Annotated in this window: 13 protein-coding genes; 7 read left to right on the top strand and 6 right to left on the bottom strand. The window is 37.9% G+C overall.

Features of this window, described 5'->3' with window-relative positions; all coding sequences use genetic code 11:
* Positions 1–139: 139 nt before the first annotated feature.
* Complete coding sequence (locus tag AC5WOE_RS07985) at positions 140–319, bottom strand: hypothetical protein (RefSeq protein WP_496050484.1); 180 nt, start codon at positions 317–319, stop codon at positions 140–142.
* 196 nt (positions 320–515) lie between these two features.
* On the opposite strand from AC5WOE_RS07985, the gene AC5WOE_RS07980 reads away from it, so the two are divergent.
* The 6 genes from AC5WOE_RS07980 (at position 516) to AC5WOE_RS07955 (ending at position 6,508) form a co-directional block, all read left to right on the top strand.
* Complete coding sequence (locus AC5WOE_RS07980) at positions 516–1,025, top strand: hypothetical protein (RefSeq protein WP_496050483.1); 510 nt, start codon at positions 516–518, stop codon at positions 1,023–1,025.
* Position 1,026: 1 nt separating this feature from the next.
* Positions 1,027–2,511, top strand: a complete 1,485-nt coding sequence (locus AC5WOE_RS07975) for an AAA family ATPase (RefSeq protein ID WP_496050482.1) — start codon at positions 1,027–1,029, stop codon at positions 2,509–2,511.
* Between the two features lie 17 nt (positions 2,512–2,528).
* Positions 2,529–3,404: a 3-hydroxyacyl-CoA dehydrogenase family protein gene (locus tag AC5WOE_RS07970; RefSeq protein ID WP_496052311.1), complete on the top strand. Its 876-nt coding sequence runs from the start codon at positions 2,529–2,531 to the stop codon at positions 3,402–3,404.
* 262 nt (positions 3,405–3,666) lie between these two features.
* On the top strand, positions 3,667–4,065 hold the full coding sequence (locus AC5WOE_RS07965; RefSeq protein ID WP_496052310.1) for a protein-tyrosine phosphatase family protein: 399 nt from the start codon (positions 3,667–3,669) through the stop codon (positions 4,063–4,065).
* On the top strand, positions 4,062–5,264 hold the full coding sequence (locus AC5WOE_RS07960) for an acetate/propionate family kinase (RefSeq protein ID WP_496050479.1): 1,203 nt from the start codon (positions 4,062–4,064) through the stop codon (positions 5,262–5,264). Before AC5WOE_RS07965 ends, AC5WOE_RS07960 begins: the two co-directional genes overlap by 4 nt.
* A 53-nt stretch (positions 5,265–5,317) precedes the next feature.
* Positions 5,318–6,508, top strand: a complete 1,191-nt coding sequence (locus tag AC5WOE_RS07955) for a pyridoxal phosphate-dependent aminotransferase (protein ID WP_496050478.1) — start codon at positions 5,318–5,320, stop codon at positions 6,506–6,508.
* Between the two features lie 478 nt (positions 6,509–6,986).
* On the opposite strand, the gene AC5WOE_RS07950 is transcribed toward AC5WOE_RS07955, so the two are convergent.
* A complete protein-coding gene (locus AC5WOE_RS07950; protein WP_496050477.1) occupies positions 6,987–7,193 on the bottom strand; it encodes a hypothetical protein in 207 nt (68 codons plus the stop codon).
* Between the two features lie 254 nt (positions 7,194–7,447).
* Positions 7,448–8,311 (bottom strand): SDR family oxidoreductase, encoded by an 864-nt coding sequence (locus AC5WOE_RS07945; protein ID WP_496052309.1) that lies wholly within the window; start codon positions 8,309–8,311, stop codon positions 7,448–7,450.
* A gap of 148 nt (positions 8,312–8,459) precedes the next feature.
* On the opposite strand from AC5WOE_RS07945, the gene AC5WOE_RS07940 reads away from it, so the two are divergent.
* Complete coding sequence (locus AC5WOE_RS07940; protein WP_496050475.1) at positions 8,460–8,876, top strand: VOC family protein; 417 nt, start codon at positions 8,460–8,462, stop codon at positions 8,874–8,876.
* Positions 8,877–8,905: 29 nt separating this feature from the next.
* Here the strand turns inward: AC5WOE_RS07940 and AC5WOE_RS07935 are convergent, their stop codons facing one another.
* The 3 genes from AC5WOE_RS07935 to AC5WOE_RS07925 form a co-directional block, all read right to left on the bottom strand.
* Positions 8,906–9,559, bottom strand: a complete 654-nt coding sequence (locus tag AC5WOE_RS07935) for an oxidoreductase (RefSeq protein WP_496052308.1) — start codon at positions 9,557–9,559, stop codon at positions 8,906–8,908.
* Positions 9,559–10,182 carry a transcriptional repressor LexA gene (gene lexA, locus AC5WOE_RS07930; protein ID WP_496050473.1) on the bottom strand — a complete coding sequence of 208 codons (624 nt, stop codon included), beginning with the start codon at positions 10,180–10,182 and terminating at the stop codon, positions 9,559–9,561. The genes AC5WOE_RS07935 and lexA overlap by 1 nt, the downstream gene beginning before the upstream one ends.
* Positions 10,183–10,275: 93 nt before the next feature.
* Positions 10,276–11,316, bottom strand: a complete 1,041-nt coding sequence (locus tag AC5WOE_RS07925; protein ID WP_496050472.1) for a tyrosine-type recombinase/integrase — start codon at positions 11,314–11,316, stop codon at positions 10,276–10,278.
* Positions 11,317–11,373: the final 57 nt, after the last annotated feature.

Raw genomic sequence — 11,373 nt, 5'->3', positions numbered from 1 at the left:
CGCGGAGTACTATACATTGAGACGAAAATAAAGGACACAATAAACATTGATTTTCTGGACTTATTCGTACATAAAAAACAGGTAAAAACTGGCGAAGGAATAGGTAGAAGATTTTTTGAAAAACTAAGACTAACCAAAGTTATGTTTCTACATCAATATCCAATCGAAAACGTAATGGTGGATCTTCATCTTCGTTCCAATTTCGGTATCGGGCTGCGGGGGAGGCCCATGATTCCGCATGAATAAAAGATTCCACCTTACCTAGTTGTACCTCAGACAAATGAGTTTCCAACAAATCGTACAACCAACAAGTAGACATCTAATACCCTCCCTTGCGGTGTATCTATAGTATCACCTTACGAATAGAAGGTATGTCTTACACATTTTAGAAAGACCGTATTTCCGGTCTTTTTTTCTTGTTTCCAATCTTTCCTTCCTACGGATGTATATAACATATGATATACTACATAGTGTATTTTTCTGATATACCGAAAAACTGGAGGTGCGTGACGATCATGACAAAACAAATAAAAGTCATTATGATTAGTTTGGTTGTCACGTTAATTGTGCTTTTTGGAGGATACCAAGGTTATCAGTACTTTAAAATAGAAAAGCCTATAAGAGATGTAATCAATGCTCAAAAAGATATTTCTCTCACAAAAATAGAAATGGATACTGAAGGTATAGAAGTGCAGTTAAACGTGAAACCAACCTACGATTTCTCAGATGAATTCCCAGAAGTAACCATACAACTGGATAAATATCTTGGTAAAGGAAAATGGTATATTACTTTCACCAATCCTCAATCAAAAAAAGTGAAAATGGCATGGCATGAGATGGTGTTTGGAGTAAAAGAAGGACTAGAGACCGGAAAGTACACGTTAATTCAAACTACTGTTAAGCAAATTTCCTCTAAATATCGTCTGTCTTATCAATTATATATAGATGATCAGTATGTTTATCTTTCACTAAAGGACGAAAATAAAACATGGGTCCGAATTTTACCAATAAAGGTGGTGAAATAGTATGTATATTCCATTCATCGGAGCAGGGTTAGGAACTTTTTTATTTCTTGCTTATTTGGGTGTGCCAATGTTACCTATGATAGTAATCATAGGTATTGGTATAGCGATTTGGTACTACTCCAGTGCTGGAACAAAAGTCGGATCGCGTTGGAATAAAGGTAGTTCACAAGACCAACGTAACACTGTTCCAAATATCCAATTTACAGACATCGGAGGACAAACAAAGGCAAAACAAGAGTTAATGGAAGCACTCGATTTTTTAATCCAACAAGAAAAGATGAAAGATTATGGAATACAACCCCTAAAAGGAATCCTATTAACTGGACCGCCTGGAACAGGTAAAACATTGATGGCCAAAGCAGCAGCTCATTATTCAGATGCCGTTTTTCTTACTGCATCTGGTAGTGAATTCGTTGAGATGTACGTAGGGGTTGGTGCAAATCGTGTACGTCAATTATTTGCTCGAGCTAGAAAAACAGCAAAAAGCAAAAAGAAGAATAGAGCAGTTATTTTTATTGATGAGATTGATGTGATTGGTGCTAAACGGGAAGGCTCTCAACATAAAGAGTATGACCAAACGCTCAATCAATTATTAACGGAAATGGATGGAATAAAGAAGAATGACATCCCAGTTTTTGTAATTGCAGCAACGAACCGAAAAGATTTGTTAGACTTAGCATTAACGCGCCCTGGAAGATTCGATCGACATATAGCAGTGGATTTGCCAGATAAGACAGGTCGTAAACACATTTTATCGCTTCATGTTAAGGGTAAACCAATACATGATGAGGTAGATCTTGATAAGATTGCAAGGGAGACATTTGGCTTTTCTGGTGCTGGTTTGGCAAGTGTCGTAAATGAAGCAGCAATATATGCGATGAGAGATGAGGCAAAGCAAATTAAAATGATTCATTTTTCCCAAGCTGTAGATAAAGTTCTAATGGGAGAACAAATTGATCGTTCTACCTCTATGGAAGATAAAAAAAGGGTTGCTATCCATGAATTGGGACATGCTTTAGTTGCTGAGTTATTGGAACCTAATTCTGTCGCCCAAGTGGTGCTTACCCCCCGTGGTCAAGCGTTAGGATATGTCCGACATCATCCTAAAGAAGATCGTTATTTACACACGAAAGCTCAACTTGAAAAGCAAGTCATGATTTGCTTAGCTGGAACAGCAGCCGAGGAAGTATGGTATCAAAATCGATCCACTGGAGCAAAAAACGATTATGAACAAGCAATACAACTGTGTAAAACGATGATTGATACAGGACTTTCTTCTTTGGGGATAATCGATATGTCTTTGATCGATCCTGACATATTATCCAAAGAAGTTACTCATATTTTGGATGAGTTGTATAAACAGACTTTAAGTATCACCAAGCAGCACTATTCATTTCTCCAAGAATGCTTGAACATCCTGTTAATAGAAGAGAGATTGGACGGAGATCAATTTCGGGATTTGTTAGCACGAGAACTAGTGAGCTAGGGAAGGAGCATCTTGTTTTGGCAGATGAAATACAACAAATCGCTGTTATTGGCGGAGGTACGATGGGACAAGGAATTGCTGAATTGTGTGCTTCCAAGGGGTATGAAGTTTTGTTATTAGAAAAGACAGAAGAATTAGCCCAGTATGCAAAAGGGAAAATTGAACAGAGCCTAGATAAAAAGTTATCAAAATGGGGGATTACAACCGCAGAGAAAAAAATAACGTTATCCCGAATTGTATTTACTTCAAATATAGAACTTCTGAGAAACGCAGATTTTGTTATCGAATCTGTAGTTGAAGATATGAGCACCAAAAAAGCTGTTTTTCAAATATGTGATGAGCTTTGTCGGGAAGATGTGCTTTTAGCAAGTAATACATCCACACTGAGCTTAACTGAGATAGCAGCTGTAACCAATCGACCGAAAAAAGTTGTTGGCCTACATTTTGTATATCCTGTAACCAAACGCCCCTTGGTGGAAGTAGTTCGAGGTTTAAAAACATCTGAAGAAACCGTAGCTGACCTTCGAATGTTGTTGACAACACTTCAGTTAACGGGAGTAGAGGTTTTTGAATCTCCGGGTTTTGTAACCACAAGAATGATTGTTCTGTTTATTAATGAAGCAACTTATATATTGATGGAAGGCGTTGCTGAAGCGAATGAAATTGATTTTGCCATGAAACATGGCTACCATTTTGCATTTGGTCCATTTGAAATGGCTGACAGATTTGGGTTAAATTCTGTGTTAGCAGCATTGGAACGTTTGTACAGGGAGTTTGGAGATACCAAATTCCGCCCAGCTCCTTTATTAAAAAAGATGGTTCGGGCAGGTCATTTAGGGATTAAGACCGGAGAAGGGTTTTTTAAGTACGATAAAGATGGAAATCGATTGTAACCAAAAACCAGCTTTCTATAGCTGGTTTTTATACATAATGGTAACTGCTGATGAATTTAGTTTTGAATCCCATTTACTGAAAACATACATATAAGATAATGTTAAAATGGTCATTTTCAGTAGGAGGATAGCGTTATGATCGATACACGGGACCCCATTTCAGAAGGTGTGCTACGACTTCCTTCCGGAAGACTCGTCCGAGGACGGGCACTAAGACGTCCACATTCGCCGGGGTTACAAACCTAGATTTGCACTCTTTCTATTGTCACATCAGCCACCATCCGTAGCATGGGAGAACCGGTGGATTCGTTGGCCTGACTTTCGGCTACCTTCCAACTGTGTTACAGCTGCTGAAGCGTTACGAGAGACATGGGAACGTGCTAAAGTTGAGCGTTTAGAAATCGCTTGTTCAGGAGGAAAAGGACGAACCGGAACTGCACTTGCATGTCTTGCAGTGCTTGATGGTGTACCCAATCACTTAGCAGTTGACTATGTCCGGCAATACTATTCTCCACGCGCTATTGAGACTCTTTGGCAACGACGATTTGTTTTTTCATGTTCTTGTTTTCCTCTTATGGAGAGCCAAAAAGAGTATAGTATCAATCGTATGCCTATGATAAATAATATGGAAGGAACCAAGAAACGGAGCGGAAAGAAATGAAAATTTTAGTTATAAATTGTGGGAGTTCTTCTATAAAATATGAATTATTTGAAATGGAAGACGAATCTGTAATTGTTGAAGGTTTGGTAGAAAAGATCGGAACAGAAAGTGCTATCATCACCTATCAAGTGACAGGTAAAGAAGAGATGCTGAAAACAGCAGAGATTTTAGATCACCGTGAGGGCTTAAATCTTGTCCTCCGGCTTTTGATGGATAATAAAGATGGTGTAATTGCTAGTGAAAAAGAAGTGATTGCAGTTGGTCACAGGGTTGTACATGGTGGAGAGTTTTTTTCTGAATCAGCAGTGATCACAAGTGAAGTAAGACAAGCTATTCGTAAAACTGTTGACTTAGCTCCTTTGCATAATCCCCCGAATCTTTTAGGGATTGCTGCTGCAGAGCAACGGTTACCTGAAGCGATTCATGTTGCTGTCTTTGATACTGCCTTTCACCAAACAATGCCAAAACATGTCTATTTATACCCTTTGCCATACGTATTGTATACTCGCCACAAAATTCGCCGTTATGGATTTCATGGAACTTCTCATAAATATGTGTCTGAACAAGCTGCTGTATTTATAGAGAAACCATTAGTGGACTTAAAAATTATTTCAGCACATATTGGTAATGGTGCCAGTGTTACTGCGATCAATCATGGAGTATCTGTTGATACAAGTATGGGGATGACCCCTTTAGAAGGATTAATGATGGGGACACGTTGTGGTGATATTGATCCTGCTATTGTACCTTATGTGATCGCAAAAGAAGACTTAACTTTAAGCGAAATTCAATCCATGATGAATAAACACAGTGGATTATTAGGAGTTACGGGAATGTCTAGTGACATGCGCGAAGTAACTCAAGCAATGGAAGAAGGAAATGAACAAGCAAAATTAGCAATAGATATGTATTTGTACAAACTTCGTAAAACAATTGGATCTTATATTGCAGCGATGAATGGTGTAGATATATTACTTTTTACAGCTGGAGTAGGAGAAAACTCTTCCTTTGTAAGGCAAGAGGTATGCAGAGAGCTTAGTTTTTTTGGTATCGAGTTAGATAACTCCGAAAACAATATTCGCTCCAAAAAAACAAGAGAAATCAGCACCCCAAATTCCAGAGTGAAAGTTTTAGTAGTTCCGACCAATGAAGAGTTAATGATTGCAAGAGAAGCAAAACAACTGGTCGACCAACAGTAAAGGTGTTATCATAAAGAAAACAAACCAGATAATTGGAGATAAAGGAGAAAAATATGACACTTTCTGATCGCGTAAAGCAACTAACACCCTCCCCTACATTGGCTATCACTGCAACAGCAAACGCATTAAAGCAACAAGGCCACAATGTAGTAGCATTAGGTGCTGGTGAACCAGATTTTAATACACCTGAGCACATCCTTTCTGCTGCAAAAGAAGCTATGGATAAAGGCTTTACCAAGTACACTGCTTCAGGCGGAATCAAAGAACTCAAGGATGCGGTTATCGACAAATTTTCAACTGAAAATGGACTTACGTATTCAGCTAAAGAGGTTATGGTGACAGTTGGAGGAAAAGAAGGGCTCTATAACCTTTTCCAAGTCATTTTAAATGAAGACGACGAAGTAATTATCCCTGCTCCATATTGGGTAAGTTACATAGAACAAGTAAAACTAGCTGGTGGAAAGCCTATCGTAGTGGAGTCTAAAGAAGAAAACAATTTAAAGATTACAGCTGAGCAGTTAGAAGCAGCTATTTCTGATAAAACAAAAGCAATTATCATTAATTCACCCTCCAACCCAACCGGGATGATATATAGCTCTCAAGAACTTCGTGAGTTAGGAAATATAGCTGTAAAGCATGATTTGTTGATCGTGTCTGATGAAATTTATGAACATCTTATCTATGATAATAAACCTCATGTGAGTATCGCTACATTGGAAGAATCATTTTTCAAACGTACCATTATCATTACAGGTGTATCCAAAACTTATGCTATGACGGGATGGCGTATTGGATATGCAGCAGGTCCCCAAGAAATCATCCAAGCTATGACTGATTTGCAAAGTCACAGTACATCTAATCCTACCTCTGTATCTCAATATGCGGCCATCGCTGCTCTCACAGGCCCTCAAGAACCTGTCGTTCAAATGAAAGCAGCATTTAAAGAAAGGCGAGATTATGTGATCAATCGAATTCAAAACATTAAAGGATTCCGTTGTATTACTCCGCCAGGTGCATTCTACGCTTTTATTCATGTAAAAGAAGCTCTTGGTAACAAATATTCATCTGTTGACGAGTGGTCTACAGCACTCCTAAAAGAGGAATTAGTAGCTGTTGTCCCAGGGTCTGCATTTGGAGCAGACGACTATATACGTATCTCTTATGCAACATCTATGGATAACTTAAAAGAGGCTTTTAATCGAATTGAACATTTCGTTAATGCTTCTTCCCTTGTTTCAAAATAGCACTGAAAAAAGCTGATCCTAACTAGGATCAGCTTTTTTCTATTTATTTCCTTAGCACAAGAACAAATTTATATATGAAAAATGTTCTTCAAAACAAGTGGCTGTTGTTATTTATAAAGCAGAATTAAAGATCGTCCTGAATGAGATCACCTATTAAAAGCTTTAAATGAGGTTCTGATGCACCTAATACCCTAGAAGAAGGAGCAGATACTGCTGTTTGGTTAGCTACAATAGATGAAAAAGGACCTAATGGTGGTTATTTCCGTGATAGACAACTGTATTTGCACGCATCATTTCAAAGTCATTGACAGTTGTTGACAAATCTCGAATCCGTTTCTCTCGATTATACGAAACAGTAAGAATTATATGAGAGGTGATAAGATCATACTTTAAAACAGATCAAAAATAACAACGCCCGACCATCAGAAACAAATTCTAATGATCGGGCTGGGCAGCTTTAGCTACCATGAAAACGGGATCAGGTGCTGCTCATACGGGAGATCGCTTGCCGTCGTTCCTTCGAAGCGTCACTTCCCAAGCTGTTGAAGGGGTCCTCCGGTTCCGACCTCCGATTATACTTCTTCGAAGTGTCGGTCAAATGGGCAGACCCTCCAGTTCCGGGGGTTGTTGCACTACGGGTGGCTGCATCTACCACACGGCGGTTACTGGCTCGCATTTGAGGCACAGAAACTCCTTATTCTTCCGTTTGGTTAAAGTATAGCATGAATGGAGAAATTAGAAAGGGCTGATAAAATAGTGCCAAAACTCAAAACAGGAGCCAAAATCAAATTCAGAGATCGTACGGGACCATTGTCGTTAGATCAAGGTTGTGGGTTCGTTAGTTTGAAAATCGGTAACCAATAGGGCGCCGGCTATTACGACCCCTCAACACCCTGATATAACGACGACAATAACTCGAAAAGTATCTTTATGTTTCTATTATTTCACCTTGTCAATAGGCTGAATCCCGACTTGTTGTTCACTCCACTGCCAAAGTTGTTTGGCTAAATCACTATCTGTAGCTGAACCTGATAGTTTCTTTATTTTTTTCTTATAAAAATATTCACCAGAAACTCCTTCAACTTCTGGACTTTTAGCCAAATAAATAGCTGTTTGAGCTCCTTGCAAAGGTGTTAAAAAGAACGGCCGCAGTAGAGTATGAATACCTTTTCCGAAGCCCGTTTCCCGATCCACTCCTATATTGGTAGAGACAGCACCCGGATGTAAACAATTGGCCGTTATTTTCGTACCTTCTAGTCGATCACTTAGTTCCTTGGTAAATAAAATATTAGCAAGTTTAGATTTTCCATAACCTGTAAAATTAGAAAATTTTTTCTCCATATGCATATCATCAAATTGAATTGCTCCGTATTTGTATGCTCCTGAAGAAACGATTACGATTCGTCCACTTTTTGAATGCTTTAATGTCTCCAAGAGTAAATGGGTCAACAAAAAATGTCCGAGATGATTTATTCCTATCATGGATTCAAATCCATCTTCGGTTACTTTTCGCTTGGTAGTAATGACCCCAGCATTGTTGATTAATATATCCAAAGTATCGTATTTTTCTTGGAAGTGTTTTGAAAATGCACGTATACTTGTGAGCGAAGCTAAATCGAGAATCATGAATTCAATTTTATCCGAACCACTTTGGATGCATGCTTCTTCTATAGCTCGTTTCCCACGTTCTTCATTTCGACAAGCCATTATAATATGATGTCCTTCTTTTGCAAGTGCAATAGATGTTGCTAAGCCCATTCCAGTGTTAGCTCCGGTTATGAGTACTTTTTTTAAAGAATCCATAGAAAACCCTCCTATGTAAACGTCTCATTTTTAGTGTAACAAAGGTTTGAAATAATACAAATATACAAAAGAAACGTTTGTTTGTGTTTGATTGTTTCCTATGGTAACATATCTAGCGTGTTAAAAAATGAAAGGAAGAGGGATAACAATGGCTTTACGTATGAATCCATACATTACTTTGGATGGTAACACAAAGGAAGCAATCCAATTTTATCAAGATGCTATTGGTGCAAAAGTGATTTCTGTTCAAACCTTTGGAGAAATGCCTGAAGATCCATCATTCTCTTTACCACCTGAAGCAAAAGATCGCGTTTTACATGCGTTATTAACAGTCGGAGAAACTAATCTGATGTTTTCTGATACTTTCCCAGGTCAACAACAGCAAACAGGCTCTCGTGTTTCGATTGCTATTGTCGTCAATAGTGTAGAAGAGTCAAAAGTTATCTTTGACAAGCTATCTCAAGATGGTAAAGTCTATATGCCATTACAAAAGACTTTTTGGAGCGAGTCCTATGGAATGGTAGTCGATAAATATGACGTACAATGGCAAATTACAACAGAATAAGAAATTCAAAAAAGAACTGACATAATAAGTCAGTTCTTTTTTGCGATTTTTTCTATTCTTGTGGAATCGTATATATAAAAACCTGATGTTTCTTCTTTTGAAACATGAATCATAGCTCGAGCTACGGATTGTACTTGGTTTGGTTTGTATTTCTTCAATGGACCTCTAAGAAACCATTTGCTGAAAGGAGTTGCTAATTTTTCGCCCAGTCGAAATTCTGATCTATCTCCTAAAAGTAGGGAAGGACGGAAAACATGTAGAGATGGAATCTTTAGTTTTTGTAAGTCTTGCTCCATTTCACCTTTTACTCTGTTATAGAAAAACATCGATTTCGGATTTGCACCCATCGAGCTGATGACGAGAAATTTTATGTTATTTTTAGCAGCTAATTTTCCAACATCCATGACATAATCATGATCCACACGATAAAAAGCTTCTTTTGTTTTTGCTTTTTTTATGGTAGTTCCAAGGCAACAAAATATACTGTCAACTTGAAATATTTCTGAAGAACGGGGGAGTTGTTCAAAATCGATGACATGCTCAACTAATTTGTCATGTTTCCAATTTGTTGATTTCCTAACGAGAATATGTATTTTATCGTGTGTGTTGTCATCAAAGAGCAAACGAGTCAAAGAAGTACCAACTAGCCCGCTCGCTCCTATAACAAGCGCATTTTTCGTCATTATACAATTTCTCTAATTAGGCTCACTACTTTACCAAGTATGGTAACTTGAGGTAGACGTAATGGTTGCAGGCGATCATTCTCTGGTTGCAAACGAATATGATCTCCTTCTTTAAAAAAGCGTTTTACTGTTGCTTCTCCTTCTCCTGTCATGGCTACCACAATTTCTCCATTATCAGCTGTATTCTGCTGGCGGACAACAACATAATCTCCATCCATAATTCCAGCATTTATCATGCTATCACCTTGAACAGATAGTAAAAAAGTAGTCTGATCTTCTCCAGCAATTCGTGTAGGAAGAGGGAAGTAGTCTTCGATATTCTCTACAGCTGTAATTGGTTCACCTGCTGTTACTTTGCCTATAAGTGGTACCATTACAGTATCTTTCTTCAATACGTTAGAATTTTGATCCAAAATCTCGATTGCTCTTGGTTTTGTTGGATCACGTCGGATATAACCCTTTTTTTCTAGACGATTAAGATGTCCATGTACAGTAGAACTAGATGCTAAACCTACTGCTTCTCCGATCTCTCTTACAGAAGGAGGATATCCTTTATCATAAACTTCTTTTTGTATATAGTTTAAAATAGCTTGTTGTCTTTCTGAAAGTTTATTACTTTTCACACTCTCATCTCCTTTTCTCCCGGAAAATTCCGAACATATTGTATCGGTCTGTATCATTATAGCGAAACAAGGTTAAAAAATCAAACGGTTGTTCTAGAGAATGTCTGCTTGTATGGATGCTAACTTATCCAATGCATCATCTTTTTCTGTATTGATCACATGGGTATAGATTTGTGTTGTCTGGATACTAGAATGACCTAAAATCTCTTGCACTACCCTTAAATTCTCTCCATTTGACAGCAGCATGGTTGCAAGCGTGTGACGAAGTTTGTGTGGAGATATATTGGCAGCTTTGGGGGGGAGTTTCGCTTCACGAACATATTTGGTAATAAGTTCAGAGATGCCTTTTCTGCTCAATCGGTTAGCATTTTTATTTAGAAAAAGGGCAGGATCATGAGATGAAGGTCGTTCTTGTAAATATCGCTCTAAAGAACTAACTACAACTGCATTCAATTTTAACATCCGTTCTTTTCCGCCTTTCCCCATGATCACAATCCTCAGGGAATCACCAGCTTTTTGCAAACTATTCATATCTAAGTTGACTAACTCAGATACTCGCATCCCAGTGTTTAATAAAAGCAATAAAATGGAAACATCTCTTGTTTTAATCCAAGATATAGTAGTCTTTCGATTGTGATAAGTTTGAACAGCTTGAAGAAGACGAGTCACTTCCTCCATCGTTAAGAAGACAGGCACTTTTTGTTTTGATCTCGTTCTCAAGCTAGCATCTTCATAAGCTTGCATTGGGTCTTTATCGAGAACTTGTGCAGTCACCATATAACGAAACAGCGAACGAAGAGAAGCTCTTTTTCTCTGTTTTCCACTCCTTGTATTCTCGTGAAAATGCTTTCTGGTTATCCATTCACCTTTTCCTGTTTGGACATAGATTGTACGTTCATATCCATTTTCTATGTAACGAAAAAACCTTTTGATCGTGAGAGCATCTAATGATTCTATGTCTTTGTTCTTTTCTTTTAAAAAACGAAAAAACAAAGAAAAATCGTAAGCATAATTGGCGATTGTTAAAGGTGATCTCTCAGCACTAATCATTTCTAAAAAGAAATCCTGCACATCTTCTGGAAAATCACTAATAAGTCGATTAATATTTGAGGGTAGTCTTCGAGAGTGAAACATTCTCTCATCATCCTTATCTAAACTCTTTTTGTAACTATAGTCTATCGAAAATAAAAA

It is taken from the genome of Shimazuella sp. NTD248, from assembly GCF_059510395.1.
The sequence above is the reverse complement of the archived record's forward strand: the minus strand, read 5'-3'. Positions and strand labels throughout refer to the sequence as shown.

Coding starts and splice junctions, on each gene's coding strand:
- AC5WOE_RS07925 (WP_496050472.1), bottom strand. CDS start 11,316: ATGTTTCACTCTCGAAGACTACCCTCAAATATTAATCGACTTATTAGT.
- AC5WOE_RS07985 (WP_496050484.1), bottom strand. CDS start 319: ATGTCTACTTGTTGGTTGTACGATTTGTTGGAAACTCATTTGTCTGAG.
- AC5WOE_RS07935 (WP_496052308.1), bottom strand. CDS start 9,559: ATGACGAAAAATGCGCTTGTTATAGGAGCGAGCGGGCTAGTTGGTACT.
- AC5WOE_RS07960 (WP_496050479.1), top strand. CDS start 4,062: ATGAAAATTTTAGTTATAAATTGTGGGAGTTCTTCTATAAAATATGAA.
- AC5WOE_RS07940 (WP_496050475.1), top strand. CDS start 8,460: ATGGCTTTACGTATGAATCCATACATTACTTTGGATGGTAACACAAAG.
- AC5WOE_RS07975 (WP_496050482.1), top strand. CDS start 1,027: ATGTATATTCCATTCATCGGAGCAGGGTTAGGAACTTTTTTATTTCTT.
- AC5WOE_RS07955 (WP_496050478.1), top strand. CDS start 5,318: ATGACACTTTCTGATCGCGTAAAGCAACTAACACCCTCCCCTACATTG.
- AC5WOE_RS07945 (WP_496052309.1), bottom strand. CDS start 8,311: ATGGATTCTTTAAAAAAAGTACTCATAACCGGAGCTAACACTGGAATG.
- AC5WOE_RS07980 (WP_496050483.1), top strand. CDS start 516: ATGACAAAACAAATAAAAGTCATTATGATTAGTTTGGTTGTCACGTTA.